Source organism: Streptomyces sp. NRRL S-87, assembly GCF_000719335.1.
GTDB lineage: Bacteria > Actinomycetota > Actinomycetes > Streptomycetales > Streptomycetaceae > Streptomyces.
In genome coordinates, this window is record NZ_JOGB01000004.1 from 152,360 (window position 1) to 178,615 (window position 26,256).

A 26,256-nucleotide genomic window follows, 5' to 3' on the forward strand; every position below is an offset into this window, starting at 1 on the left:
TCGTACGGACGCAGCCGGCTCGCCCGTACGAGCGAGCCGGCCCGCCCGGCCCGCGTACCCTTGCCCGCGTGAACGCCAACGACCGCACCCCTGCCGACCTGCTGCGATCCGCGCTCGCCGCCGATCCGGGCCGCCCCCTGGTCACCTTCTACGACGACGCCACGGGCGAGCGCGTGGAATTGTCCGTCGCCACCTTCGCCAATTGGGTGGCCAAGACCGCCAACCTCCTCCAGGGCGACCTGGGCGCCGGCCCCGGCGACCGGCTCGCGCTGCTGCTGCCCGCGCACTGGCAGACCGCGGTGTGGCTGCTGGCCTGCGCCTCGGTGGGCGTGGTGGCCGAGGTCGACGGCGACCCGGCCGACGCGGACCTGGTGGTGAGCGGCCCCGACACCCTGGAGGAGGCGCGCGCGTGCTCCGGCGAGCGGATCGCCCTCGCGCTGCGGCCGCTGGGCGGGCGGTTCCCGCAGCCGCCGGCGGGCTTCGCCGACTACGCGGTGGAGGTGCCCTCGCAGGGCGACCGGTTCGCACCGTTCGTACCGGTGGACGCCGGCGGGCCGGGGCTCGTCGTGGGCGGCACCGAGTTCTCGTACGAGGAGCTGGTCGGCCGGGCGCGCGAGGACGCGGCGAAGCTCGGGCTGCACCCGGGCGCACGGGTGCTGTCCCGCCTGGGCTACGACGCGTGGGAGGGCCTGTCGGGCGGACTGCTCGCACCGCTGGTCGCGGGCGGCTCGGTGGTCCTGTGCCGGAACGCCGACCAGCTGTCCGAGGCGGGCCTGGCCCAGCGCATCGAGGCGGAGCGGGTCACGCACACGCTCTGAGGGCACGGGCACGCTCTGACGGCGCGGGCACGCTCTGACAGGACGGGCACGCTCTGACGGCACGGGCACGCACCCCTCGACATGTCACCCACATGGCGGATTGCGGAGCCCCGCTCGAAGAGACGTGGGCGTCACTCCGATGGATGATCGGCAGAAGGCCGCATACCGGGTCGCACCGTGCCGAAAGGCGCCCGCCTCCCGGATCCGGCGGCCGTGGCCGACCAACCGTGAGGATGGGACGCGACGTGACCGAAGGCGCGGGCAAGCCGGGCAGGGCGATGCCGGCCGGGGACCGTCCCGGCCGGCCGCCGGCCCGTCGCCGCAGGCGCCGGCTCCTGCGCTGGATCGGCCTGGTCCTCGCGCTGCTGGTGCTGCTCGGCGCGGGCGCTGCCTGGTGGCTCTACCACCAGCTCGACTCCAACATCAGGACGGACACCACCGCGGCCGCCGAGCTGGAGCGCTACGAGCGCGAACGCCCGGCCCTCACGGTGGGCGGGGCGCAGAACCTCCTGCTCATCGGCTCGGACACGCGCGCCGGCGCGGGAAACGCCCAGTACGGCCAGAACAGCGGCACCCAGCGCTCCGACACCACGATCCTGCTCCACATCTCCGCCGACCGGGACAGTGCGACGGCGGTCTCGATCCCCCGTGACCTGCTGGCCGAGATCCCCTCCTGCGCCGTCCCCGGCGGCGGCCGCTCCGTGGCGCAGACCGGGCAGTTCAACTCCGCCTTCGAGATCGGCGGCGCCGCCTGCACCATCCGCACCGTGGAGAAGCTGACCGGCATCCGCATCGACCACCACGTGGTCGTCGACTTCCGCGGCTTCAAGAAGATGGTGGACGCGATCGGCGGGGTGGAGATCTGCCTGCCGCGGCCCATCGACGACGCCGAGGCGAAGGTCCGCCTGCCGGCCGGGCGCCAGACCCTGCACGGCGAGCAGGCGCTGGGCTTCGTACGGGCCCGCTACAGCCTCGGCAACGGCAGCGACACCGACCGCATGGGGCGCCAGCAGCAGTTCCTGGCCGCCCTGGTCAAGAAGGTGCAGAGCAACGGGGTGCTGCTCAACCCGGCCCGGCTCTATCCGCTGCTGGACGCCGCGACCCGGTCCGTCACCACCGACCCGGGCCTGGACACGCTGCGGGACCTGTACGAGCTGGTGCGCGGGATGCGGGACATACCGACCGAGCGGACCACGTTCCTGACCGTGCCGAGGCGCCCGTACCCGCCGAACCCGAACCGGGACGTACTCCTCGAACCGGATGCCTCCGAACTGTTCCAGCGGCTGCGGGCGGACCGCCCGGTGGCGGTCGACGACGGGGCCGATCGGAGGTCTTCGGCGACCGTGGCCGAAAACGCATCCCCTGCCCCCACCTTCTCCGGCACCACCGCCGACGCGGCGACCTGCCGCTGAGCCCGGCGGGTGCGGACGCGCCGGTGACGGCCCGCACACCTGGCCGATCACGGGCGGCCATCCGCAGTGCCACGGTTGGCCCGCCGGGCGACCGGGCGGCGACCCGCGAGTAGACCCGCCGGTAAAGCAATCCAAAAAGCCAGGGGGCAGGGTGTGAAGGATGGGCGAATTGCCCGCTTATAAGGGGAGTGGAATTTGTCACCAGCATGGTTTGCAGCCGAACGGGCCGGATAGTGTGAGCGATCCGGTGCCCCGGCCACGCAAAGGACTGGCCGTGCACTGCCGGATCGAGGACCGAGCGCCTGGGGGGAGGCGCTTCAGGTGGCACCGACGGAGGATTCAAAAGACCGTGGATGCGCAAGGCCGTGGGCGGGCGAACGACATCGACCCCGCAGACCAGTGGGTACTCAACCCCCGCACTGGCAACTACGAACTGCGACTGGACAGCTCCGCAGGGCAGCCGCCGGTCTCCCGCTCCCGTAGAGCCGCGGGCCCCGCGGCCGCCGCGGCACCGGCAGGGGCCGCCCCCGTCGGGACCCCGGCAGGCCCCCCCGTGCGCAAGTCCCCGGGCGTTCCCGGGCAGCGGCGCGGCGGCGCGACGCCCCCGCCCGGCGGCCGGCGCACCGGCCGCAAGCGCGGTGGCGGCGGTGGTGGCGGCCGCAAGAAGAAGGTGCTGCTGATCACCGGGGGCTCGATGGCCTTCGTGCTGGTCGCCGCGACCGTGGGCGGCTACCTCTACTACCAGCACCTGAACAACAACATCAGCACCGTCGACGTGGACGGCGCCGGCTCCGGGGGCTTCAAGCCCGGCGAGCCGATCAACATCCTCGTCATCGGCACCGACAAGCGCACCGGTGCGGGCAACCAGGGCTACGGCGACAAGGAGAGCGTCGGCCACGCGGACACGACGCTGCTCTTCCACGTGGCCCGGGACCGCTCGAACGCGACCGTGCTGTCCATTCCGCGCGACCTCATCTCCGACATCCCGGACTGCCCCACCAAGCAGCCCGACGGGTCGACCAGGACGATCCCGGGCCAGCACGGCGTGCGCTTCAACACCAGCCTCGGGCAGGACGGCCGGGACCCCGGCTGCACCATGCGCACGGTCAAGGAGCTCACCGGCATCTCGGTGGACCACTTCATGATGGCCGACTTCAACGCCGTCAAGACGCTCAGTTCCGCCGTCGGCGGCGTGCCGGTCTGCGTGGCCAAGGACGTCGACGACAAGAAGTCCAAGCTCCACCTCACCAAGGGCAACCACCGCATCGAGGGCGAGCAGGCCCTGGCCTTCGTCCGCACCCGGCACGCCTTCGGCAACGAGAGCGACCTGGACCGCATCAAGACCCAGCAGCAGTTCCTGGGTTCGATGATCCGCGAGATGAAGTCCTCGGACACGCTCACCAGTCCGACCAAGCTCTTCTCGCTCGCCGAGGCGGCCACCAAGGCCCTCACCGTCGACACCGGGATCGGGGGCATCCCCCAACTGACGCGGCTCGCCAAGGAGCTGAAGGACGTCAACCCCAAGAACATCACCTTCACCACCCTCCCCGTCGACGACAACCCGGCGGAGCGGATCAAGGCGACGGTGGTGGTCAGGAAGTCCCAGGCCGAGCCCCTGCTCGCGATGATCCGCGAGGACACGTCCCTCACCGAGGTCAAGAAGCAGAAGCAGGCCGCCGCGAACGCGCAGGCCGCCCTCCTCGAAGGCACCCGCGCGCCCGCCTCCGCCGTCCGCGTGGACGTCTACAACGGCGGCGGCCCCCGGGGCTCCGCCCAGACCACGCTCGAATGGCTCCAGAACAACCAGGGCGTCCCGCTCTCCACCAACAACGGCAACGCGCCCCAGAAGCTGGACAGGACGACCCTGGAGTACGCCCCCAACCAGGCCGACCAGGCCCGCGCCCTCGCGGACATGATGGGCCTGCCCGCCACCGCGCTGAAGCAGACCACCGCCGACGCGCCCGACCGCACCCCGATGACGCTCACCCTGGGAGCCGACTTCAAGGGTGCGGGCATCCCCCTCACGGCACCGAAGACGGCGCCCGAGGGCATCCAGCGGGTGGAGGCCGACAAGGCCACCTGCGCCAAGTAGGCAGCCGTACGTCCCCAAAGCCGCAAAGCCACCCAAGATGATCGGGCCGGCCCCACGCACGGCAGCACAACCCGTTTTCGTGCGGGGCGTCGCACAACCGACGCCCCGCACGGAACGTCGTACTAACCGATCGGATCGCCACGACCGATCGGCAAGCGATCGCCCGGCCACGCGCCGGGCGCGACACCTGAGATGTCAGGACCGACTGGGGGGCTACGGGTGAGTCACAGCAGCGTGCGAGGGGAGGGGGCGCCCGCCCACGCGCCCGGTGGCATACCGGGCGCCGCGTCCGGCACTCCCGGCACGGTCCCCGGCCCCCGCGGCCCCCGCCGACTCCGCGGCCCGGTACGCCCGGCCGGCCGGCGCGGCCGCCGGGTCCTGCGCGGCATCGCCATCGCCCTCTCGGTGATCGTGCTCGCCACCGCCGGCGCCGGCTACCTGTACTACCGGCACCTCAACGGCAACATCCGGACCGACGCGCTCAACCTCGGCGACCGCAAGCTGGGCGGCTCCAGGCCCAACGCCTTCGGCCAGACGCCCCTGAACATCCTGCTCATCGGCTCCGACGCCCGCGACGACGTCAAGAACCAGGAACTGGGCGGCGCCAGGGACACGTTCGGCGGCACCCCGCTCGCCGACGTCCAGATGCTGCTCCACGTGTCCGCGGACCGCAGCAACATGTCGGTCGTCAGCATGCCGCGCGACACCCTGCTCAAGCTGCCCAAGTGCACCGGCACCGACGGCAAGACGTACGAGGCCACCCAGGGCCGGCGCCCCGTCAACGAGTCGCTGGGCCGCGGCGGCCCCGGCTGCACGGTCGCCACCTGGCAGGAGCTGACCGGCATCCCGATCGACCACTTCATGATGATCGACTTCAAGGGTGTCGTGGCGATGGCCGACGCCATCGGCGGCGTGCCCGTCTGCGTGAAGCAGAACGTCCACTCCCGCAACCGCGAGGGCAAGGGCTCCGGCCTCAAGCTGGCCAAGGGCACCCACCCCATCAAGGGCGTCCAGGCCCTCCAGTGGCTGCGCACCCGCTACGGCTTCGAGGACGGCAGCGACATCGGCCGGGCCCACGCGCAGCACATGTACATGAACTCGATGGCCCGCCAGTTCCGCCAGAACGCCAAGCTCAGCAACCCGCTCAAGCTGCACAGCCTGGCCGAGGCCGCGACCAGGGCCATGGTGGTCGACCCCGGCCTGGACCGGATCGACCTGCTCTACGACCTGAGCGTCGAGCTCAAGAAGGTCCCCACCGGCCGCATCACCATGACGACCATGCCGTGGGTCGGCAGCACGAGCTGGAGCGGGAAGGTCGAGCCCGACGCGGCCGACGCCCAGAAGCTCTTCACGATGGTCCGCGACGACATCCCGCTGGACGGCAAGCCGCCGGCCAAGGCGACCGCGGCCGCCACGACCCCGCCGCCGGCCGACCCTGCGGCCCCCGCCGCCGAGATCCCCGTCATGGTCCGCAACGCCACCAGCGGCAAGGACCACGGCGAGGCCCGCGTCCGGGGCCGGGCGTCCGACGTCGTCACGCTCCTCACGGGCAAGGGCTTCACGAAGGCCAAGGCCGACACCGAGGGCGCGGCCGAGGACACCACCGTGATCCGCTACGCCACCGCCGACCAGGCCGGCGACGCACAGGCCGTGGCCACCGCCCTCGGGCTGCCCGCGAGCGCCGTGCAGCGCTCCACGGACGTCTCCGGCGTCACCCTCTTCGTCGGCAAGGACTGGCGCGAGGGCGACAAGCCCGCACCGCCCGCCCCCGCCCCGTCCAAGGCCCCCGACACGGCCCGCCCGCTCAACGGCGACGACGACGGCGCCTGCATGGACATCCAGCCCGGCTTCACCTGGTGACCCCGACCCGAGGGGCCCGACCGGTCTGACCCGTCTGGCCGGACGGGCTGGTGGCCGGACGGGCCGGTCTGGCCGGACGGGCTGGTGGCGGGACGGGCTTGTCTGGCCGGAGGGGTCCGCCAGGCCTGACGGACCCCGCGTACGCCGAAGGGGGCGGACCGGCCGCGAAGCCGGATCCGCCCCCTTCGGCGTACGCAGGTCAGCGGGCCGGCGCCCCGTCCGCCGGGACGCTCGGGCGGCGGCTCGCGATGACCTTCCGCGCCAGCGCGCGCGGGCTCGTCAGGAAGCCGTACCCCCACGACATGTGCATGGTCGCCAGCGCCACCGGGATCTGCGCCCGCGCCTTCAGCGACAGGCCCCTGCCGGCCGGCACCGAGCCCGCCACGATCGCCGCCAGGTAGCCGCCCGGGACGACGAAGCCCCACGGCGTCAGCGCCGCGCCCACGACCAGACCGGCCGCGATCGCGCACACCGCGGCCGGCGGGGCCAGGTAACGCAGGTTGATCGAGCCCGCGTGGTAGCGGGCCACGACGTGCCGCCAGCGCCCGTAGTCCTTGTACTGCTTGGCCAGGGCCCGCACCGACGGCCGCGGCCGGTACTGCACCTTCAGCTCCGGCGAGAACCAGATCAGCCCGCCCGCCTCGCGGATGCGGAAGTTCAGCTCCCAGTCCTGCGCGCGGATGAACTCCACGTTGTAGCCGCCCTGCCGCTCCAGCGCCTCGCGCCGGAACACGCCCAGGTAGACCGTCTCGGCCGGGCCCGCCTCGCCGCCGGTGTGGAAGGCGGCGTTGCCCACGCCGATCTTCGAGGTCATCGCCGCGGCGACGGCCTCCTCCCAGGCGTTCTCGCCCTCGGCGTGCATGATGCCGCCCACGTTCTGCGCGCCGGTCTCCTCCAGCAGGCGCACCGCGGTGGCGATGTAGTTCGGCGACAGCATCCCGTGCCCGTCGACGCGCACCACGATCGGGTGCCGCGAGGCCGCGATCGCCGCGTTGAGCGCGGCCGGGGTACGGCCGGTGGGGTTCGGGACGGTGTGGACGCGCGGGTCCTCCCGGACGAGCTCGGCGGCGATCTCGTCGGTGCGGTCCGTGGACGGGCCGAGCGCGATCACCACCTCCATCTCGCCTGCGTAGTCCTGCCCGAGGATGTGCCGGACGGAGTCGCGCAGATGGCGCTCCTCGTTGAGCACGGGCATGATCACCGAGACTGCGGGCTGCTGGGTGGGCATGGGTCGGGCAGGTCCTTCGGGGGTCCGGGGCCGGGGCCCGGCCGGCCGGTGGGCGCGGCCGCCAGGGGCTCCGGGAGAGGGCGGTATCGGTGGTCACGTTACCGCGTACGAGGGAAACGGGTGCGTGCCGGAGGAGCGGTACGGGCCGCCGCTGATCGTATGGGCCTACTGTTCAGGCTCACCCGTGCCTGTCCGAGCGGCCGCGTGCCTGACCCCGCCCGACCCGACCCATCTTTGTGCGTGACCCCGCCCGACCCGACCCACCCCTGTGCCTGACCCCGGCCTGCCCGTGCCATCCGCGGAGGTGTCCCCCGTGCCCCAGCCGCAACGCTCCCCCCGTCCCCGGCCGCCGCACGGATCCCGGCGCGGTGCCCCGCGGCAGGGCGCGGGCCGGGGCGGGGGAGCGGCCGGGTACGGCGGCCCCGGCGGCCGCGGCGGGTACGGCGCACCCGGCGGCCACGGGGGCGCGCCCGCCCCCCGCGCGACGGCCGCCGTCGACGGGCGCAGGCACGGCCGGCCGCCCCGGCGGCCCCGCTGGGGCGTGCGGCTCGCCACCGCCCTGTCCGTCCTCGTCCTCGGCTCGGGGGCGATCGGGCACGCCGTGATGACCGGCCTCGACGTCGGCATCAACCGCGTCGACCCCTTCAAGGACATGAAGAACCGCCCCCAGGCCGGCCACGGCGTGAACTTCCTGATCGTCGGCACCGACGAGCGCGACAAGCTCACCCGGGAGGACAAGCGCGAGTACCGGCTCGGCGGCGCCCCCTGCCACTGCACCGACACGATCATGCTGGTGCACATCTCCGCGGACCGGGAGCGCGCCAGCGTCATCAGCCTCCCGCGCGACAGCTACGCCGAGGTGCCCGCCCACCTCGACCTGCTGAGCCGCCGGCAACACGGCCCGCACGCCGTCAAACTCAACGCCGCCTACGCCGAGGGCGGCCCCAACCTGACCGTGCGGACCGTCGAGAACATGACCCGCGTGAAGATCGACCACTACCTGGAGGTCGACTTCACCGCCTTCATGAAGACCGTCGACGCCATCGGCGGCGTGGAGATCTGCACCGCCAAACCCATGCGCGACAGCCACACCGGACTCGACCTGCTCCCCGGCACCCACCGCCTCACCGGCGGCCAGGCCCTGCAGTACGTGCGCTCCCGGTACGTCGACGGCGCCGCCGACCTCGGCCGCATGCAGCGCCAGCAGCGGTTCATCGCCGCCCTCATCCACGAGGCCACCAGCAGCGGCGTGCTGCTCAACCCCGTCAAGTTCAAGGAGGTCAGCTCCACCCTGCTGGGCTCCGTACGCGCCGACCCCGGCTTCGGCTCGACCGAGATGCTCGCCCTCGGGCAGGCCATGCGGGAGTTCACGCCGGCGTCGTCCGAGTTCGCCTCGGTGCCGATCCTGCCCGACTCCAAGCCCTCGCCCCGGCTGGGCTCGGTGGTCCGCTGGGACGAACCGAAGGCCGCCCGGCTCTTCCAGGCCCTGCGCGACGACAAGCCGCTCGCCCCGGCGCGGCCCAAGCGGCGCCCGGTCGCCGTGCCGGTGGACGTCGCCCCGCAGCAGATCCGGGTGCACGTCGAGAACGGTACGCGGATCGACGGGCTCGGCGGCCGCGTCGACAAGGCCCTGCGCGCCACCGGCTTCCGCACCGACGAGGCCCCCACCGCCGGGGTCGTCCGCAACGCCACCCGCACCGTGGTCGCGTACGACCCCCGCTGGGACCGCTCCGCCAAGACCCTGGGCACGGCGCTGGAGGGCGCCGAGCTGCGGCCCGTACCGGGCCTCGGCGCCACGCTGCGCGTCACGGCGGGCACCGACTACCGCAAGGTGACCGCGGTCCGCGCCGAGGACCCCTACCAGGGCGAGTTCGGCGTCGTCACGGGTGACCAGGTGGCGTGCCCCGGCCAGTGAGACCGCCCGCCCCCGGCCCCCCGGCCCCACGGCCCCCGGTCCCACGGCCCTCCGGACTCCCGGCGCGGGCGGTCAGGCCCCGGGCCGCCGCCCCGTCCCCGGGCGGCCGGTCAGTCCTCCAGACCCTCCGCGGCCCGGCGCTCGCGCAGCTCCCTGATGGCCCGACGGCGGGCCAGCCGGTGGGTGCGGCGGATCTGCGCCTCCTGGTAGCGGCGCATGTCCCGGTCGGTCTCGGGGATCACCGGCGGCACCTGCCGCGGCTTGCCGTTCTCGTCCACCGCGGCGAACACCAGGTACGCGCTGCCGACCTGGGTGGGCGGCGCCGACTCGTTCCAGCGCTCGGCCAGCACCCGCACGCCGACCTCCATCGAGGACCGGCCCGTCCAGTTCACCTGGGCCTTCACGTGCACCAGGTCGCCGACCCGGACCGGCTCCAGGAACGCCATCTCGTCCATGGAGGCGGTGACCGCGGGCCCGCCGGAGTGCCGGCCCGCGACGGCCCCGGCCGCGTCGTCCACCAGCTTCATGATCACGCCGCCGTGCACCGTGCCCAGCAGGTTGGTGTCGTTGTGCGTCATGATGTGGCTGAGGGTGGTCCGGGAGGCCGAGGTGGGCTTACCGGCGAGCTCGCCCGAATGATGTGTCATGCACCCACCTTAGGTTGCGGCCCCGGAACGCGTGACAAAGGCCTCAGGCGTACACAGCTCTGCAACAGACCAGGCACGAAGCCCCACCCGGGCTGTCGGGCGGCCCGCCCCGCCAGGCATCCTTTACGGCATGAATGACTGGCCCGACGGGTGGACCGACGACCGCGACGACCGCTACGGCCGTGGCAGCTCCAGCGCACAGCCCGAGGGCGTCCGGAGCATGCGGCACGTCCAGCGGCAGCAGCCGCCGCGCCCGCAGACCCCGCCGCAGGCCCCCGGCCGCCCGCCCCGTCAGCCCGGCGTGCCGCCGCAGTCCCGGCCGCCGTACGACGACCGCGACCCGTACGCGGACGACTACGGCCAGGGCGGCCGTGCCGGTACCCCCGGCTACGACAGCGGCTACAACACGGGCCAGGTCTACGGCAGTCCGGCCGGCGGCCACGGCGGCGGCCGCGGCGGCCAGAACGGCGGCCACGGCGGAGGACAGGGCGGCGGCGCACGTCCCGCCGGCCCCCGCGGCCCCGTCGACTGGCGGCGCCGCATCAAGATCGGCTCGATCGTCCTCGTCACGACCCTCGCCGTCGTGTCGGTCGGCACCTACGCCTGGGCCAGCTCGAAGCTGCGCACGGAGGTCGACCTCTCCAAGGTCATCGAGCGGCCCGAGGAGGGCGACTGCACGACGTACCTCATCGTCGGCTCCGACAGCCGCGAGGGCATGTCCGACGAGGAGAAGAAGAAGCTCCACACCGGCTCCGCCGAGGGCAAGCGCACCGACTCGATGATGGTGCTCGCCACGTGCTCCAGCGGCAACACGATGATCTCGCTGCCGCGTGACTCGGACGTGGAGATCCCCTCCTTCGTCGGCTCCGAGTCCGGCAAGAAGTACCCGGGCAAGGGGATCCGCACCAAGCTGAACGCGGCGTACGCGATGGACGGCCCCGAGCTGCTGGTGCGCACCATCGAGTACAACACCGGCCTGCGGATCGACCACTACGCGGAGATCGGCTTCGCCGGCTTCGCGAACATCGTCGACGCGCTCGGCGGTGTCGAGATGAACATCGAGAAGGGCTTCAAGGACAAGAAGTCCGGCGCCGACTTCAAGGCGGGCAAGCAGACCCTCAACGGCGAGCAGGCCCTGGCCTTCGTCCGCACCCGGTACGCCTTCGCGGAGTCCGACCTGGCCCGTACGAAGAACCAGCAGAAGTTCCTGTCCGCCCTGGCCAGCCAGGCGGCCACCCCCGGCACGATCCTGAACCCGTTCCAGCTGTACCCGGTGATGGGCGCGGGCCTGGACACCGTGATCGTGGACAAGGACATGGGGCTGTTCGACCTGGGCGAGATGTTCTTCGCGATGAAGGGCATCACCAGCGGCGACGGCACGTCCATGAACATGCCGATCTCCGGCTCGCGGGGCGGAAACCTGGTCTGGGACAAGGCGAAGGTCAAGCAGCTCGTCCAGCAGATCCAGAACGACGAGAAGGTCACCGTCACCGACAAGCGCTGACCGCCCCGACACCGGCGGCCGGGGCCGCCCGTGTCCGCGGGCCGGACCGCGGGCCGGACCGCCGGCCGCCCGGCCCGCGGGCTGGAAACCTCCCGTGGACCGGGCCTAGCCTGGAAGCGGGGGTCCACCCCTCTACTCCGCCAAGGCGGTGCGTGCGATGACCGACGACAGCACGACATGGGCGTCGGGGGACTGGCAGGTCACCGAGGGTGACATCGACGAGTTCGTGGCGCGCTGGCGGGCCTTCCTCGAATGGACCAAGGCCGACAGCGACGGCTTCGGCCACGCCCGCCTCCTGCGCGACCTGAACCGGCCGGGCCACTTCGTCTCCTTCTCGGCCTGGCGCGACCCGGCAGCCATGAAGGCCTGGCAGTCCAAGCCGGAGTTCGCCGAACACTTCGGCGCCTGCCGGGCGCTGTGCGAGGACATGACGAGCAGCGGCTACGAACTCGCGGTCGGCGTCTGACCCCGCCTCCGCCCGGGTCCGCATCGGGCGACGACGCCCACCCCGCCGCGGCGGTCGGCGTCCCGCGTCCGGCGTCCGGGGCCGCACGTCACGGTCGCGGGAAGGGGGAACATCCCAGGGGGCTACCCTCAGAAGGTGGCCGGCCGATACGAACCCCTGACCCGCACCACCGTGCGCGGTGGCCAGACCCGCGTCCCCACCCCCACCCGCCGCGGTACCGCCGCGCCGACGGCCCTGCCCCCCGAGGACACCGCCCAGCCCACCGCCCCGACCGGCGCCGCCGGCACCCAGCCCACCGCGGCCACGGCCCTGACCGGCGACGGCGGCCCCCAGCCCACGGCCCCGACCGGCGCCGCCGGCACCCGGGCCACCGCAACCCCCCGCGACGGCGCTGCCCAAGCCACCCGAACCCCCCGCGACGGCGTCGCGAAGACCAGGCGGTGGCAGGCCCCGGGCCCCCTCAGCCTCCCCCTCGTCCTCGGCCCGCTCCGCCGAGGCCCGCACGACCCCACCTTCCGCATCACCCCCGACGGCGCCTTCTGGCGGGCCAGCCGCACCCCCGAAGGCCCCGGCACCCTCCGCGTCACCGCCCACGGCCCCGACACCGCCGAGGCCACCGCCTGGGGGCCCGGCGCGGACTGGCTGCTCGACGGCCTGCCGGCCCTGCTCGGCGCCGAGGACGACCCGGCCGCCTTCGTCCCGCGCCACCGCCTCGTGCACGCCTCCCACCGCCGCCGCCCCGGACTCCGGCTCGGCCGCACCGGGCTCGTCCTGGAATCCCTCGTCCCCACCATCCTGGAGCAGAAGGTCACCGCGGACGAGGCCTACCGGGCCTGGCGCCGGCTCGTACGACAGCACGGCACCCCGGCCCCCGGGCCCGCGCCCGTCGGCATGCACGTCATGCCCGACGCCCGCGACTGGTCCCGCATCCCCTCCTGGGACTGGCACAAGGCCGGCGTCGACAGCAAGCGCTCGGCCACGATCCTGCGCGCCGCCCGGGTGGCCCCCCGCCTCGAGGAGGCCACCACCATGGACCTGCCCGCGGCCGCCGCCCGCCTCGAACTCGTCCCCGGCATCGGCCCGTGGACCTCCGCCGAGACCCTGCAGCGCAGCAACGGCCACCCCGACGCGGTCACCGTCGGCGACCTCCACCTGCCCGGCATCATCGGCTGGTCCCTCGCCGGCGACCGCGACGCCGACGACGCGGCGATGCTCGAACTCCTCGCCCCGTACGCCGGCCAGCGCCACCGCGCCACCCGCCTCGTCCTCCTCGCCGGCCACGCCCCACCCCGGCGCCACCCCCGCATGCCCCGCACCGACATCGGCCGCCTCTGACCCCCCGCCCGGCAGCCGGCCGGAGCCCGTGGGTCGGGTCCGGCTGGCCGCGGCCCCCTGACCGGGAACACGAGACGGGCCCCGCCGGTCCGTCCGGTCGGGGCCCGTCCCTGTCGCCCTGCCGGGCTCAGCCGATGGCCTGCTTGTTCTTCCAGCCGGTGCCGTTGCTGTTGCCGATGATCAGGCTGCCGGCGCCCGGCATGGAGTTCCGGTCACCCCGGTAGAACCGCACCGTGCCGTCCACGCGCAGGGTCCAGATGTCCGGGATCCCGTCGCCGTCGACGTCCGGAGTTCCCAGGAACAGCCGGATGTTGCTGCGCTGCCAGCCAGACGCGCCGTACGTGATGTCCGCACCACCGGGGGAGGCCGAGTTCGCCGCGGCCGCGAGCGAATCGAGGTCCACGCCCCCGCCGGAGTCCGGCTTGCCCAGCCGCAGGTACAGCTTCCCGGCGGTGTCGTTCCGGTAGATCATGTCGGGCACGCCGTCGCCGTTGATCTCGGCGACCTGGACGAGGTCACGGTCGCCCCACGTGGTCGCCGCGAGTCGTACGGCCTTCTCGACGGTCGCGCCGTTGTAGCCGATCAGCGCCCAGAACTCGGTACCGGTGGTCACGAAGAAGTCCGGCTTGCCGTCGCCGGTGGCGTCTCCGGCGGCGACGAGCTGCCGGTAGCCGGCCGGGTCGGGGGCGTTCGACGGCAGCAGGACCTGCTGCCGCTTGTCGATGTTGACGGCGCCGTAGCCGTCGCCGGGGTAGACCCACAGCTTGTCACCGACCCGCGCGACGAGGTCCTGGAGCCCGTCGCCGCCGTAGACGTCGCCCTGGTGGGCGATGAGGGCGCCATTCCAGTATCCGGAGGGTGCGCCCGTCCACATGGGGAGGTCGTCGCCGTTCGGGTCCTTGAGCGGGTTGGCGCGGTAGGCGCCGGACATGGCGGAAGCCACGTCACCCGTGCCCTTCGTCAAGTCGCTGAGCTGGGACTCGCCCGGGTACATGCGGAGCTTGCCGTTGCCGTCGACCACGAACATGTCCGGCCGGTCGTCCCCGGTGAAGTCCCCGGGGGAGTCGGCATCGTCGCGCGGCGTGACGGCTGCTAGGGGGCGTCCGCGGACGACCGGCTCGCGCAGTGGGCCCAGGGCAAGTGCTACAACCCGCAGGACCAGGGCAGCGGCTTCTGTCAGACCGCCGAGGGCATGGGCCTGGTCTCGTACGAGCAGTCCGGCTTCGACAAGATGGTCACCGCGATCATCGTCGGGGTCGTCGCCCCCGACGTGGACGCGTGGAAGGGCTGCTTCAGCGGCAGCGGCGCCGCCGACTGCGCCTCGGCCGCCATGGACCTGCCCTTCGCGAAGTTGGCCAAGGGCCTGAAGGTCACCTACAAGGTGGCCAAGAAGGTCGAGGACCTCGAAGACAACGGGATCGGGCCTGAAGCACCTGGTCACGCTCACGATCGACACCGACGGCCCGTCCGGCGACCAGACCCGCACGATCACGGCCACCGACGGCCACCCGTTCTGGGTCCCGGAGCTCGGGGAGTGGATCGAGGCCACCGACCTGATCGCCGGCCAGTGGCTCCGCACCGCCTCGGGCACTCGCGTCCAGATCGCCGCGGTCAAGCGCCGCACCGCCATCGCCACGGTCCACAACTTCGCGGTGGCCAAATTCCACACGTACTACGTGCTGGCGGGGAAGACGCCGGTCCTTGTCCACAACACGAACTGCGTCGACGCGATGCTCGACGACGCGTCGGAGCTGTATGTGCAGAGGAAGCACATGCCTGGAGGCGATCTGGTCACATCGGATAAGAGTGTTTTCAACGCCGATGTGGATCTGGACGACCTGGTCGAGAGCGCGAATCGCTGCGCGTGCCACGGTCCGAACGGAAACGGGAACTTTGAGCGGGACATGAACGCCGAGCGCGTGATCGGCCGTCTGTCGGATGAGGCCGGTGGGCTGCCCACGACCTGGTACCGAGTTGTCCAGGACAGGTGGGGCGGCGTGATTACGATGCATCCGATTCCGAAACCGGCAGTGGCAAGGTAAGTGGCTACGGGACCGTCTCAACAACTGTGAGCCGGTCCCGTAGGTGAGATGGGACGTTCCATGGGACTCGCCGTGTACACCGAAGATCAGAACCATCAGAGGGCGTTCGCGGGGAAACAGGCCGGACGCTGCCTTGAGGAGATCCTGCCGCACGTCGAAGTGGATTCCCTCCTCTACGGCGTCCACCGCCATGGGGACACGATGTTCAACTCACCTCAGCTGATGCGGGTGACGCGCGAGCTCGACCTTCTGCTTGAGACACACCCGCAAATGCGGGGCGATGCAGCGGAGTTCAAGGCGGTGGTGGAGGGAGTGGTGAGGCGCAGGGGCTATCTCTGGGTCTCCGGGGATTGACGCTCCACGCCATCATGACTTCGGCGAACAATGGCGCCAGGACCGGCGACTTGGCGCCGACGCCGGTCCGGCTGCTGAGCGCGCGCTGGCCCCGCCGCGCAGCGCGCGACGGGGCCGAGACGGGGGTCCGGGTCAGCGCACCTCGATGAACGCCTCCGCGGCGCGGGCCGGGCGGGGGCGCGGGGGTTCGGCGGGGTGGCCGATCGCGACCGCGCCCATGGGCTCCCAGTCCGCCGGCAGGTCCAGGACGCGCCGGACCACGTCGCGGCAGAACATCGTCGAGGAGACCCACGCCGAGCCCAGCCGCTCCGCGGCCAGCGCGACCAGGAAGTTCTGCACTCCCGCGCCCGTGGCCACCACGAACATCTCCCGCTCGGCCGCGTCGCGCCGGGCGTGCCCGTAGTGGTGCGAGCCGTCCGTCACCATGCACGGCACCGCGAGGTACGGGGCGTTCCGCAGCACGTCGCCGCGCCGCACCCGCTTCGCGATCGACTCCTCCGACTTGCCGTCCCGCCGCAGGTCCGCGATCCACGCCTCGCGCATCGCGTCGAGCAACTCCGTGCGCGCCGCCGGCGATTCGAGCAGCACGAAGCGCCACGGGGTGGTGTGGTGGGGCGCCGGCGCGGTCACGGCCGCGGCCACCGCCCGCCGGACCGAGCCCGGGTCGACCGGCTCGTCGGTGAAGGCGCGTACCGTACGGCGCTGCGTCACGGCCTCGCGTATCGCCTCGGACGTGCCCAGCCGGAACATGTCGTCGGCGGCGGAGCGCACCAGCTCGCGCGCCGCGCCTTCGCCGAGCGCGTGGCCGAGTCCGCGGACGACGGCCACCGGGAGGCCGCCGGCCTTGCCCTTCACCAGGTCGCCGGCGGCGGCGAGTTCGTCGGCGGTGGCGACCACGGTGGCGCTCAGCGGGTTGCCGTAGGCGTCCGTGCCGCCGCGCAGGTCGTCCAGGACGCGCACCCCGGCCGCGCCGATGGCCACGTCCGTCAGGCCGGCCCGCCAGGGCCGCCCGAAGGTGTCGGTGACGATGACACCGACGCGTACGCCGAGCAGGTCGGCGAGACCGTCCCGGATGGCCGCGGCCGAGCCGTCGGGGTCCTCGGGGAGGAGGAGGACGGTGCCGGGTTCGGTGTTGGAGGCGTCGACCCCGGCCGCGGCCATGACCAGGCCCTGCCGGTTCTCGACGATGCGCAGCGGGCCGCGCCGGGCGACCACGCGCACCGTCTCGGCGTCGATGGCCGCCTCGCGCGACTCGGCGGTGACGACGCGGCCCTCCGCCTTGGAGACGATCTTCGACGTGACGAGCAGGATGTCGCCGTCGAGCAGGTCCGGTGCCGCCGCCGCGATGACCTTCGCGAGGTCGTCGCCGGGCCGCACCTCGCCTATCCCCGGCACGGCCCACACCCGGAGGGAGGGCACGACCGCGCCCTGGCTCCCGTACGCCGTCACCGCGTCTCCTCGGCCAGCGCGAGCGCCTCGCGGGCCATCAGCGCGGTCGCCTCGAGGTCGGTCATCATCAGCGGCACGGCCCGGCAGCGGATCCCGGCCGCCTCGACCTCGGCCACCGCGGCCGCGTCGGTGGTGTCGACGAGCCAGCCGTCGAGCAGCCCGGTCCCGTAGTGCAGGGCCACCGCCGCCGCCGTCGACTCGACCCCCACCGCGGCCAGCACCTTGTCGGCCATGCCCCGCACGGGCGCGCCGCCCACGATGGGGGACAGGCCGACGACGGGGGCCGACGCGGCGGCCACGGCCTCGCGGATGCCCGGTACGGACAGGATGGTGCCCACGGACACGACGGGGTTGGACGGCGGGAAGAGGATGACGTCGGCCGCCGCGAGGGCCTCCAGCACCCCCGGCGCCGGCTTGGCCTGGTCGGCGCCCACCGGTACCACGGCCAGGGCGTCCGTCGAGGCGCGCATCCGCACCCAGTACTCCTGGAAGTGCACGACGCGCCGCTCGCCGCCCTCCTCGACGGCGACGTGCGTCTCGATGCGGTCGTCGGACATGGGCAGCAGGCGCACGCCCGGCTTCCAGCGGTCGCACAGCGCCTCGGTGACGGCGCTGAGCGGGTAGCCGGCACCGAGCATCTGCGTCCGGACGATGTGGGTGGCGAAGTCGCGGTCGCCGAGCCCGAACCAGGTGGGGCCGACGCCGTACGCGGCGAGCTCCTCCTTGACGGTGAAGGACTCGTCGGCGCGGCCCCAGCCCTGGTCCTCGTTGATGCCGCCGCCGAGGGTGTACATGACCGTGTCGAGGTCGGGGCACACCTTGAGGCCGAACAGGTGAATGTCGTCACCGGTGTTGCCGATGACCGTGATGTCCGCGTCGGGTGCGGCCGACTTCAGTCCGCGGAGGAAGCGGGCCCCGCCGATACCGCCTGCCAAGACAACAATGCGCATGCCCCGCAGTCTGTCAGGCGATGACCTTGTTCCGCCCGACCGGGGAGCACTGTGCGGCGAGCGCCACAGTCGCGCCGGTGCCGTACGCGGTCTCGGCAGCCGGGGTGCCGGGCGCGTCGTGCATCGGCATCTCGGTCAGGCCGGGGAAGTAGACGTGCAGGCTGACGGCCGGTTCGAGGGAGTCGTTGACGACCTCGTGGGCGTACCCGGGGGCGAAGACGCGCTGGCTGCCGGCGCCGAGGGTGCGCGGGCCCTGCGCGGTGTGCTCGCTCAACCGGCCCTCCAGCACCGTCAGTACGCCGGAGGAGGGGCCGTGGTCGTGGCGGCCGCTGCCCTGTCCGGGCACCCAGCTCAGCAGCCACACCTCGTAGCCCGGGCCGGTGTCCAGGCGGTGGTACCAGCGGGAGGTGGCGTCGTACTCGACGAGGTGCGCCCAGCGTGCGCGGTCGGCGGCGATGTCGCGGGCCATGCCGACGAACTCGGCGACCGTGTCCGGGTGCGCCTTCGCGGGCTGGAGCAGGTGCTGGACGGCGAGGATGTCGCCGGCGATCTGGAGGTCGCTGTCGCTCTTCATGTGCGGAAGTCCTCGGCAGGGGGCGGGGCTGTCGGGGTGACCGGCGGTCGAGGGGTGACCGGAGGTCGAGGGGGGTGACCGCGCGTGCGGTCGGACGGTGCGGGCGGCTACGCGGAGCAGGGGAGCTCGACGGGAGCCGACGGATCCGACGCGGGATCCAGGGGGAGGGGAGCCGGACGCTCTAGGGCATCAACAGCAGCAACAGCAACAGCGAACCTGGGCAGCGCCGAGGGACCCGCGGAGGGGGTTCTCGAGGAGGGCTGCGTTCGCTGACATGAGGACAAGGAGAGCGGGTTTAAGGCGCGACTGTCAACCCAATGTCCGGTTTGGGGGAAAAGGTTCACCTCATCCGGTTAATGCGTCCGGAGAAAGGTTTGTGCATGGGGTGACCGGGGAGGTGGCGGTGCAACCCGAACGACCCGTTACGCGTCCGTTATGGGTGAAGCTGCGGTGCCGGGCGAGGCGCGTGTCATGTGTCACGATTTTTCGCGGTATGGGCACTTTCTGCATACGTTTGGTTCCGCAGAGTGAATAAGGGGCCCATTAGCAGATCTCGGCTTGACTGCTTCGGAGCCACACACTTGTAATTTCACTCGTGTCGTTCGGCCGGTTTTCGGCCACGGCAGCACACGGGGACGCAAAAGACAGACGAGGGGCGCACATGACCGAGCTGTTTCAGGAACTGCTGGTCGAGGAGGCGGACGAGGAACTCGGATGGCAGGAGCGCGCGCTGTGCGCCCAGACCGATCCCGAGTCCTTCTTCCCCGAGAAGGGCGGTTCGACCCGCGAGGCCAAGAAGGTCTGCCTCGCCTGCGAGGTCCGCTCCGAGTGCCTCGAATACGCCCTCGCGAACGACGAGCGCTTCGGCATCTGGGGTGGCCTGTCCGAACGCGAGCGCCGCCGCCTGAAGAAGGCCGCCATCTGACGCCCCGACGTCGACCGGCCGCCGCCCTCCCCGCCTGACCCGCGGGACCCGGCGGAACGAGGACCGGCCGGTGCGCGAGACCCGCAGAACCGCCCGAGATCGAGCCCGAGCGCCGTCCCGACCCCGAGTCGCCCGAGCCTGACCCCGAGCCCGTGCCTGACCCCGGCCCCGAGCCCGAGCCCGAGCCCGAGCCCGACCCGGCCACCGCCGACCCGACCGGTCGGCCCCTGACCGAAGCCCTCTCCCAAATCCATACAAACGCCGCAACACCCCACCGGTGGCGGCCACATCGACCAGCGGTCCGCCTCCTGCACCTTCCCCGCAGGAGGCGGACCGCCGTCTGCGCAGCCGTTAGTGTGGGGCGCTGTCCAGCAGCCTCCGGGGCACAGGCGCCCCGGACCCTCCCCCCGGCCCCGCCGCCGGGGGAGTCCCCAGCCCGGAGGGCTCGTACCCCGATGTCCGTGCACAGCCACCAGGCGGCCTCCTCTTCTACGGCGGCCGCCGCACCCGAGTTCCCCCGGCATGTCGTCACCGCGGTCCTCGTCGCGCACGACGGATCCCGCTGGCTGCCCCAGGCCCTCGCCGGCCTCCTCGGCCAGGAACGCCCCGCACAGGGCTACGTCGCCGCCGACACCGGCAGTGCCGACGACTCCGCCCGCCTGCTGACGGAGGCCTTCGGCGACGGGCGCGTCCTCCACCTCGCCCGCCGCACCGGCTTCGGCGCCGCCGTCGACGAGTGCGCCCGTACGGCCCCCGTCCTCACCCCCGAGGACCTCCCGTACCTCAAGCGCCCCAGCGGCTGGGACCCCGTCAGCCGCACCTGGAACGACGACGCGTACGACCTCCCCGACCTCCCCCACGGCGAGCCCGTCCAGTGGCTGTGGCTGCTCCACGACGACTGCGCTCCCGCCCCCGACGCCCTGGCCCACCTCCTGCGCGTCGCCGACGAGAACCCCGACGCCGCCGTCATCGGCCCCAAGCTGCGCGGCTGGTACGACCGCAAGCAGCTGCTCGAAGCCGGCGTCACCATCGCCCACAGCGGCCGCCGCTGGACCGGCCTCGACCGCCGCGAGCAGGACCAGGGCCAGCACGACCAGATCCGCCCCGTGCTCTCCGTCTCCACCGCCGGCATGCTCGTCCGCCGCGACGTCTACGAGCAGCTCGGCGGGTTCGACCGCCGCCTGCCCCTCATGCGCGACGACGTCGACCTGTGCTGGCGCGCCCACACCGCCGGCCACCGCGTCCTCGTCGCCCCCGACGCCGTCCTGCGGCACGCCGAGGCCTCCGCCCGCGAACGCCGCCCCATCGACTGCGCCGGCCGCTCCGTCGCGAGCCCGCACCGCGTGGACAAGTCCGGCGCCGTCTACACGATGCTCGTCAACGCGCGCACCGCCGCCCTGCCGTACGTCCTCCTCCGGCTCGTCCTCGGCACCCTCCTGCGCACCCTCGCCTACCTCGTGGGCAAGGCGCCCGGCCAGGCCGTCGACGAGGTCGGCGGCCTCTTCCGCACCCTCCTGCGCCCCGGGCGGATCCTCTCCGCCCGGCGCCGGCGCGGCCGCTCCGCCGTCCCCGCCGCCGAACTCCGCCCGCTGTTCCCGCCGCCCGGCGCCACCGTCCGCGCCACCGTCGAACAGCTCGCCGGCTACCTCGGCGCCGGCCGCGACTCCGACGCCCCCGGCGCCGGCCGGCACGGCGCCGTCGAGTCCGGGCCCGGCGGCGACGACGCCGACTTCCTCGAGATCGAGCAGTTCGCCCGCCTCAAGCGCATCGCCCGCAAGCCCGCTCCCGTGCTGTTCGCGGTCCTCCTGCTCGCCTCCCTCGTCGCCTGCCGCGGCCTCCTCGGCGGCGGCTCCCTCATGGGCGGCGCCCTGCTGCCCGCCCCCGACGGCGCTTCCGGGCTCGGCGGCGGCTACCTCGCCGACTGGCACCCGGTCGGCACCGGCGACACCACCACCGCACCCCCCTACCTCGCGGTCCTCGCCACCCTCTCCGGCCTCCTCCTCGGCAACCCGCAGCTCGCACTCACGCTCCTGCTCGTCTGCTCCGTCCCGCTGGCCGGCCTGACCGCCTACTTCGCCTCCCGGCCGCTGGTCGAGTCCCGCCTGCTGCGCGCCTGGGCCGCGATCGCGTACGCCTTCCTGCCCGCCGTCACCGGCGCGCTGGCCGGCGGCCGCCTCGGCACCGCCGTCCTGGCCGTGCTCCTGCCGCTCCTCGCCCGCGCCGCCGTGGCCGCGTACGGCCTGACCGACCGGGAAGAGGGGGCCAGGGGAAGCTGGCGGGCCCTGTGGACGTACACCCTCCTGCTCACCCTCGCGACCGCCTTCACCCCGGTCGTCTGGCCGCTGGCCGCCGTCCTCGCCGTCGCCGCCCTCGTCGTCAACCGCGCCCAGGCGACCGCCTACGCCCTGCGGCTGCTGGCCAACCTGGCCACTCCGCTGCTGGTGCTCGCCCCCTGGTCGCTGACGCTGTTCACGCACCCCGCCGCCCTGCTGCGGGAGGCCGGACTGCCCGCCGACCCCGGCGCCGCGACCGCCCTCGACCTGCTCGGCATCAGCCCCGGCGGCCCCAAGACCGTCGGCGGCCTCCTGCTCATCGGCATCGTGCTCGCCGCCCTCGCCGCCCTGCTGCGCGACGACCGCCGGTTCGCGATCCGCACCGCCTGGGCCGTCGCCCTCGCCGGACTGGCCTGCGCCGTCCTGCTCAACCGCACCGGCTGGGCCGGCCCCGCGACCCTCCTCTACGGCATCGCGCTCCTGGCCGCCGCCGCCGTCGGCGCGGACGGCGCCCGCGTGCGCGTCGCCGCCCAGAACTTCGGCTGGCGCCAGCCCCTCGCCGGTCTGATCGCCCTCGCCGCGGCCGGCGGCCCGCTGGTCGCCGCCGCCGGCTGGATGCTCGGCGGCGCGGCCGGACCGCTGGAGCGCCGCGACCCGGTCCAGGTGCCCGCCTTCGTCGCCGAGGAGAGCCGCACCCGCGACCAGGCCCGCACCCTCGTCCTCGACGGGGACTCGCCCGCCAAGGTCGCCTACACCCTCGTCCGCGGTTCCGGCGGCCACCTCGGCGACGCCGAGATCGCCGCCGCGAACGGCAGCGATCCCCGCCTCGACAAGGTCGTCTCCAACCTCGTCGCCGGCTCCGGTGCCGACCAGACCGACCAGCTCGGCTCCTTCGCGATCCGCTACGTCCTCGTCCGCGACGGCGCACCCCAGCAGATGGGCCGCGTCCTCGACGCCACCCCGGGCCTGAGCCGCCTCAGCCAGCTCGACGGCAGCGCGCTGTGGCGGGTCGACCGCCAGGTCGCCCGGGCCGTGATCCTCTCCGGCAAGCCCGGCGACGACCCGATCCCGGTCGCCTCCGGCGCCGTCGAGGCCCACACCGAGGTCCCCGCCGGGCCCGCCGGCCGCGTCCTGCGCATCGCCGACACCGCCGCGCCCGGCTGGCGGGCCACCCTCGACGGCCACGAGCTGACGAAGAAGACCGTCGACGGCTGGGCCCAGGCCTTCGAACTCCCCGCCGAGGGCGGCCGCCTCGACCTCACCTACGCGGGCTCCTTCGCCAACCGCGCCTGGCACTGGACGCAGGGCACCCTGGCCGTGGTCCTGCTCGTGATGGCCCTGCCGGGCCGCCGCCGCGAACTCGACGACGACCTCCCGGAGGAGGAGGCCCCCGCAGCGCCGCAGGGTGCCGAGGGCACCGGCCGGCGGGCCCGCCGGCTGCGCGCCGAGGCCGAGGCCGCCGCCGCGCCCGCCGAGGCCTACGGACAGCAGGCGGACCCGTACGCGGCCGACCCGCAGGGCTCCGACGATCCGTACGCGGCCGACGCGCACGGCTCCGACGATCCGTACGCCGCCGACACGCACGGCTCCGACAGCTCGTACGCCGCCGACGCGCACGACCCCGACGACCCGTACGCCGCCGGGACCGGCGACGCGCGGACGGACCGCTTCGCGGGCGTACCCGCGCAGCCGGCGTACGGCGAGTGGGACGCCCCCGCCCCGGCGTACGCGGAAGCCCCCGAGACCACCGGCTACGGCTACGGGGCCCAGGGCGCCGGCCACCCGCAGGGCGGCTTCCCCGGGGCCGGCTACGCGGACGGCGGCTACGCGGACGGCGGCTACGCGGACCCCGCGACCGGGACCGCGTACGGCGACGGGGCCCACCCCGGCACCGGACACCCCGGCGCGGCGCACGGCGGCACGGACGCTGGCGGGTACGCCGAAGCCGGGTACGCCGAAGCCGGGTACGGGGAGGGCGCGGGTGCCGGCGGGTACGCCGGCGCCGGGTACGGGGACGGCCCGTACGAGGACGGCGGCTACGCCGGCGCCCCGTACCACGACGGCTCCGGCCCGCAGGCGGACGCCGGCTACGGCGAGGCCGCGTACCCCGACGGCAGCGACCCCGACGGCAGCCCCGACGCCCCGTACGGCTACGGCGACGCCGCCCACCCGTACGACCCCCACGCCCAGGGCCGCGCCCAGGGCTTCGGCCACGACGACCGGCGTTCCGACGGGAGCAACCAGCAGTGAACCGCGCACCCCTGACCCTCGCCGCCGCGGCCGCCGGGCTGGCGGCCCTCACCGGGATCGCCGCGTTCACCGCGCCCGCCGCACCGGCCGCCGACTCCGGCCGGGCCGCGACCCGGCTGCCGGTCGAGCGGTCCGCGCTGCTGTGCCCCGCGCCCAGCGGCTCCGACCTCGCCGAGACGACGTACACCTCCGTCACCCCGAAGGGCGCCGACGGCGCGGCCACCGCCACGGGCACCGCGCAGTTGGTGACCGCCGACAAGAAGCCCACCGCCCGGCTGACCCTCAAGGAGCCGGGCAAGCCGGTCTCGGCCACCGCCAACGGTGCCGAGGCCCCGGCCCTCGCCGGTGCCGCGGACGGCCGCCTCGCCCCCGGCTGGGCCGCCCAGCAGACCACCGTCGTCGCGGCGGGCTCGGCCCGCGGAGTGCTGGGCGTGAGCTGCACCGCCCCCGACACCGACTTCTGGTTCCCGGGCGCGAGCACCGCCAAGACGCGGCAGGACTACCTGCACGTCACCAACCCCGACGACACCGCCGCCGTCGTCGACATCGAGCTCTACGGCCCCGACGGCGTCCTCAAGTCCGACTCGGGCGCGGGCGAGGGCATCCCGGTGCCGGCCAAGTCCTCCGTGCCCGTGCTGCTGTCGACGCTGACGACCGCGCCGCTGGCCGACCTGACCGTGCACGTCACCACCCGCACCGGCCGGGTCGGTGCCGCGGTGCAGGTCCAGGAGGAGAACGTGGGCGCCGACTGGCTGCCCGCTTCCGCCGACGCGGCGGGTTCCCTGGTCCTCCCCGGCATCCCGGCCGACGCCACCGACGTCCGCCTGGTCGCCTTCGCCACCGGCGACGACGACGCCGACCTGAAGCTGCGGCTGGCCGGCCCGAACGGCTCGATCACCCCGGCCGGCGCCGAGTCGCTGCACGTGAAGTCCCGGATGACGGCGGCGATCGACCTCAAGAACCTCACCCGCGGCGACGCCGGCTCGCTGCTGCTCTCCCCCGCCGACCCCGCGCACACCGCACCGGTCGTGGCCGCCCTGCGGGTGACCCGGGGCAGCGGGGCGAAGCAGGAGCTGGCCTTCGTCCCGGCCACCGGGGCGCTGGGCGCGCGGGCCACCGCGGCCGACAACCGGGCCACCGGCACCACCCTGTCCGTGACCGCCCCGGCCGCCGACGCGACCGTCAAGGTCACCGCCTCGGTCGGCACGCAGGCGGGGGCGTCGACGTCGAAGACGTACACGGTGAAGGCGGGCACGACCCTGGCCGTCCAGCCGCCGGTGCCGGCCGGGCTCAAGGGCTCGTACGCGCTGACCGTCGAGACGGAGTCGGGCGGCCCGGTGCACGTCGCACGCATGCTGGCCCTCCCGGACGACGGGATCCCGATGTTCACCATCCAGACGCTGCCCGACGACCGCGGCACGGTCGCGGTACCGGAGGCGGAGCAGGACCTGTCGGTGCTGAGTCGTTGAGTCGGTGAGCTTGAGTCGGTGAGCTGCTGATTCGCTGATTCGGTGCGGCCGACGCCCCGCCCTTACGCGGCTGCGGCGGTGGGGGCCCGCGTCGGGGCCGGCCAGGCACGCCAAGGATGCGGTTGGCCTGCCGGGTCGGGCGGAGGCCGGGTCAGCGCCGGGCCGTGGCGGCGGCGCCACTCGGGCGCCGTGCTCCTTCCGGCCGCTACTCCTGCCCGTACCGGGGATCGACCGACTCCGGGGACAGCCCCAGCAGTTCCGCGACCTGCTCCACGACGATCTCGTGCACCAGCAGGGCCCGCTCGTCGCGCGACTTCGTCCGGATCTCCACCGGCCGCCGGTAGACCACGATCCGCGCCGGATCGCCGTCGCGCGCCGGTACCACCCCGCCCAGCGGCACCGCCTCGTCGCTCCAGCCGGTCTCGGCCCCGCCCGGCCGCGGCACCTCGGCCACGACGAACTCCACCTCGGCCAACTGCGGCCAGCGCCGCTCCAGCCGTTCCACGGAGTCCTGCACGAGGTCGCCGAAGAGCTCCGCACGGCTCGCCGACAGCGGTACCTGCGGCGGCGCGACGGGCCCCCGCATCCCACGGCCGTGCCGGTCGCGCCGGCGTGGCCGCGGCTCGTAGGGGCGCTCACTCTGGGGAGGCGGTACGGGACTGTCCATCACCCACGCAGGGTAGCCCTCAGGGG

The 26,256-nt window shown here is 73.8% G+C and carries 21 protein-coding genes and 1 pseudogene; 14 read left to right on the forward strand and 8 right to left on the reverse strand.

Features of this window, described 5'->3' with window-relative positions; genetic code table 11:
- The first annotated feature begins 68 nt into the window (after nt 1-68).
- The 4 genes from IF43_RS0104455 (at nt 69) to IF43_RS0104470 (ending at nt 6,182) form a co-directional block, all read left to right on the forward strand.
- The gene (locus IF43_RS0104455) at nt 69-818 is read left to right on the forward strand and encodes a TIGR03089 family protein (RefSeq protein WP_030194056.1); all 750 of its coding nucleotides are present in this window, start codon (nt 69-71) and stop codon (nt 816-818) included.
- A gap of 278 nt (nt 819-1,096) precedes the next feature.
- Complete coding sequence (locus IF43_RS0104460; protein ID WP_234331944.1) at nt 1,097-2,230, forward strand: LCP family protein; 1,134 nt, start codon at nt 1,097-1,099, stop codon at nt 2,228-2,230.
- 349 nt (nt 2,231-2,579) lie between these two features.
- A complete protein-coding gene (locus IF43_RS0104465; RefSeq protein ID WP_030194063.1) occupies nt 2,580-4,322 on the forward strand; it encodes an LCP family protein in 1,743 nt (580 codons plus the stop codon).
- Nucleotides 4,323-4,541: 219 nt separating this feature from the next.
- Complete coding sequence (locus IF43_RS0104470; RefSeq protein ID WP_234331939.1) at nt 4,542-6,182, forward strand: LCP family protein; 1,641 nt, start codon at nt 4,542-4,544, stop codon at nt 6,180-6,182.
- Between the two features lie 199 nt (nt 6,183-6,381).
- Here IF43_RS0104470 and IF43_RS0104475 read toward each other — a convergent pair whose 3' ends face one another.
- Nucleotides 6,382-7,410 carry a glycosyltransferase family 2 protein gene (locus IF43_RS0104475; protein ID WP_030194071.1) on the reverse strand — a complete coding sequence of 343 codons (1,029 nt, stop codon included), beginning with the start codon at nt 7,408-7,410 and terminating at the stop codon, nt 6,382-6,384.
- Between the two features lie 313 nt (nt 7,411-7,723).
- Between IF43_RS0104475 and IF43_RS0104480 the strand changes: the two genes are divergently transcribed.
- Nucleotides 7,724-9,325 (forward strand): LCP family protein, encoded by a 1,602-nt coding sequence (locus IF43_RS0104480; protein ID WP_234331940.1) that lies wholly within the window; start codon nt 7,724-7,726, stop codon nt 9,323-9,325.
- Between the two features lie 110 nt (nt 9,326-9,435).
- Here IF43_RS0104480 and IF43_RS0104485 read toward each other — a convergent pair whose 3' ends face one another.
- Nucleotides 9,436-9,972 carry an acyl-CoA thioesterase gene (locus IF43_RS0104485; RefSeq protein ID WP_030194077.1) on the reverse strand — a complete coding sequence of 179 codons (537 nt, stop codon included), beginning with the start codon at nt 9,970-9,972 and terminating at the stop codon, nt 9,436-9,438.
- 130 nt (nt 9,973-10,102) lie between these two features.
- Here IF43_RS0104485 and IF43_RS0104490 point away from each other — a divergent pair, with 130 nt between their 5' ends.
- From IF43_RS0104490 to IF43_RS0104500, 3 genes are all read left to right on the forward strand, one after another.
- Nucleotides 10,103-11,476 (forward strand): LCP family protein, encoded by a 1,374-nt coding sequence (locus IF43_RS0104490; protein WP_030194079.1) that lies wholly within the window; start codon nt 10,103-10,105, stop codon nt 11,474-11,476.
- A 157-nt stretch (nt 11,477-11,633) separates the two neighbouring features.
- Nucleotides 11,634-11,942: an antibiotic biosynthesis monooxygenase gene (locus tag IF43_RS0104495; protein WP_030194081.1), complete on the forward strand. Its 309-nt coding sequence runs from the start codon at nt 11,634-11,636 to the stop codon at nt 11,940-11,942.
- 135 nt (nt 11,943-12,077) lie between these two features.
- On the forward strand, nt 12,078-13,277 hold the full coding sequence (locus IF43_RS0104500; RefSeq protein WP_324605083.1) for a DNA-3-methyladenine glycosylase 2 family protein: 1,200 nt from the start codon (nt 12,078-12,080) through the stop codon (nt 13,275-13,277).
- Between the two features lie 127 nt (nt 13,278-13,404).
- Here the strand turns inward: IF43_RS0104500 and IF43_RS0104505 are convergent, their stop codons facing one another.
- On the reverse strand, nt 13,405-14,304 hold the full coding sequence (locus IF43_RS0104505) for a VCBS repeat-containing protein (RefSeq protein ID WP_030194087.1): 900 nt from the start codon (nt 14,302-14,304) through the stop codon (nt 13,405-13,407).
- Between the two features lie 149 nt (nt 14,305-14,453).
- Nucleotides 14,454-14,636, reverse strand: a complete 183-nt coding sequence (locus IF43_RS0104510) for a hypothetical protein (protein ID WP_158939152.1) — start codon at nt 14,634-14,636, stop codon at nt 14,454-14,456.
- Nucleotides 14,637-14,764: 128 nt separating this feature from the next.
- Between IF43_RS0104510 and IF43_RS42335 the strand changes: the two are divergent.
- The 3 genes and pseudogenes from IF43_RS42335 to IF43_RS0104520 form a co-directional block, all read left to right on the forward strand.
- Nucleotides 14,765-14,929: pseudogene (locus IF43_RS42335) on the forward strand (hypothetical protein); the annotation flags it as partial.
- Entirely contained in the window at nt 14,930-15,319 is a 390-nt protein-coding gene (locus IF43_RS42340; protein WP_030194093.1) for a hypothetical protein, read from the forward strand.
- Between the two features lie 60 nt (nt 15,320-15,379).
- A complete protein-coding gene (locus IF43_RS0104520) occupies nt 15,380-15,673 on the forward strand; it encodes a hypothetical protein (RefSeq protein WP_030194096.1) in 294 nt (97 codons plus the stop codon).
- A 132-nt stretch (nt 15,674-15,805) separates the two neighbouring features.
- Here the strand turns inward: IF43_RS0104520 and IF43_RS0104525 are convergent, their stop codons facing one another.
- From IF43_RS0104525 to IF43_RS0104535, 3 genes are read right to left on the reverse strand one after another with little or no spacing between them, the layout of a single operon-like run.
- Nucleotides 15,806-17,122, reverse strand: coding sequence for a coenzyme F420-0:L-glutamate ligase (locus IF43_RS0104525; RefSeq protein ID WP_037887341.1), 1,317 nt, complete (start codon nt 17,120-17,122; stop codon nt 15,806-15,808).
- Nucleotides 17,119-18,072, reverse strand: coding sequence for a 2-phospho-L-lactate transferase (cofD, locus tag IF43_RS0104530; protein WP_030194101.1), 954 nt, complete (start codon nt 18,070-18,072; stop codon nt 17,119-17,121). The genes IF43_RS0104525 and cofD overlap by 4 nt, the downstream gene beginning before the upstream one ends.
- A 13-nt stretch (nt 18,073-18,085) precedes the next feature.
- A complete protein-coding gene (locus IF43_RS0104535) occupies nt 18,086-18,646 on the reverse strand; it encodes a cysteine dioxygenase family protein (protein WP_078909905.1) in 561 nt (186 codons plus the stop codon).
- 661 nt (nt 18,647-19,307) lie between these two features.
- Between IF43_RS0104535 and IF43_RS0104540 the strand changes: the two genes are divergently transcribed.
- The 3 genes from IF43_RS0104540 to IF43_RS0104550 all read left to right on the forward strand — a co-directional run bounded on the left by IF43_RS0104540 (nt 19,308) and on the right by IF43_RS0104550 (nt 25,563).
- Nucleotides 19,308-19,571: a WhiB family transcriptional regulator gene (locus tag IF43_RS0104540; RefSeq protein ID WP_030194109.1), complete on the forward strand. Its 264-nt coding sequence runs from the start codon at nt 19,308-19,310 to the stop codon at nt 19,569-19,571.
- A 455-nt stretch (nt 19,572-20,026) separates the two neighbouring features.
- On the forward strand, nt 20,027-24,094 hold the full coding sequence (locus IF43_RS0104545) for a glycosyltransferase family 2 protein (RefSeq protein WP_078909906.1): 4,068 nt from the start codon (nt 20,027-20,029) through the stop codon (nt 24,092-24,094).
- Nucleotides 24,091-25,563, forward strand: coding sequence for a DUF5719 family protein (locus tag IF43_RS0104550; RefSeq protein WP_030194116.1), 1,473 nt, complete (start codon nt 24,091-24,093; stop codon nt 25,561-25,563). Before IF43_RS0104545 ends, IF43_RS0104550 begins: the two co-directional genes overlap by 4 nt.
- Before the next feature lie 205 nt (nt 25,564-25,768).
- On the opposite strand, the gene IF43_RS0104555 is transcribed toward IF43_RS0104550, so the two are convergent.
- Nucleotides 25,769-26,230 carry a metallopeptidase family protein gene (locus tag IF43_RS0104555; protein WP_199922672.1) on the reverse strand — a complete coding sequence of 154 codons (462 nt, stop codon included), beginning with the start codon at nt 26,228-26,230 and terminating at the stop codon, nt 25,769-25,771.
- Between the last annotated feature and the right edge of the window lie 26 nt (nt 26,231-26,256).

Excerpts from the sequence above, each read along its gene's own strand:
- IF43_RS0104545 (WP_078909906.1), top strand. The coding sequence starts at position 20,027 with ATGTCCGTGCACAGCCACCAGGCGGCCTCCTCTTCTACGGCGGCCGCC.
- IF43_RS0104555 (WP_199922672.1), bottom strand. The coding sequence starts at position 26,230 with ATGGACAGTCCCGTACCGCCTCCCCAGAGTGAGCGCCCCTACGAGCCG.
- IF43_RS0104485 (WP_030194077.1), bottom strand. The coding sequence starts at position 9,972 with ATGACACATCATTCGGGCGAGCTCGCCGGTAAGCCCACCTCGGCCTCC.
- IF43_RS0104495 (WP_030194081.1), top strand. The coding sequence starts at position 11,634 with ATGACCGACGACAGCACGACATGGGCGTCGGGGGACTGGCAGGTCACC.
- IF43_RS0104490 (WP_030194079.1), top strand. The coding sequence starts at position 10,103 with ATGAATGACTGGCCCGACGGGTGGACCGACGACCGCGACGACCGCTAC.
- IF43_RS0104520 (WP_030194096.1), top strand. The coding sequence starts at position 15,380 with ATGGGACTCGCCGTGTACACCGAAGATCAGAACCATCAGAGGGCGTTC.
- IF43_RS0104535 (WP_078909905.1), bottom strand. The coding sequence starts at position 18,646 with ATGAAGAGCGACAGCGACCTCCAGATCGCCGGCGACATCCTCGCCGTC.
- IF43_RS0104540 (WP_030194109.1), top strand. The coding sequence starts at position 19,308 with ATGACCGAGCTGTTTCAGGAACTGCTGGTCGAGGAGGCGGACGAGGAA.
- IF43_RS0104505 (WP_030194087.1), bottom strand. The coding sequence starts at position 14,304 with ATGTTCGTGGTCGACGGCAACGGCAAGCTCCGCATGTACCCGGGCGAG.
- IF43_RS0104460 (WP_234331944.1), top strand. The coding sequence starts at position 1,097 with ATGCCGGCCGGGGACCGTCCCGGCCGGCCGCCGGCCCGTCGCCGCAGG.
- cofD (WP_030194101.1), bottom strand. The coding sequence starts at position 18,072 with ATGCGCATTGTTGTCTTGGCAGGCGGTATCGGCGGGGCCCGCTTCCTC.
- IF43_RS0104475 (WP_030194071.1), bottom strand. The coding sequence starts at position 7,410 with ATGCCCACCCAGCAGCCCGCAGTCTCGGTGATCATGCCCGTGCTCAAC.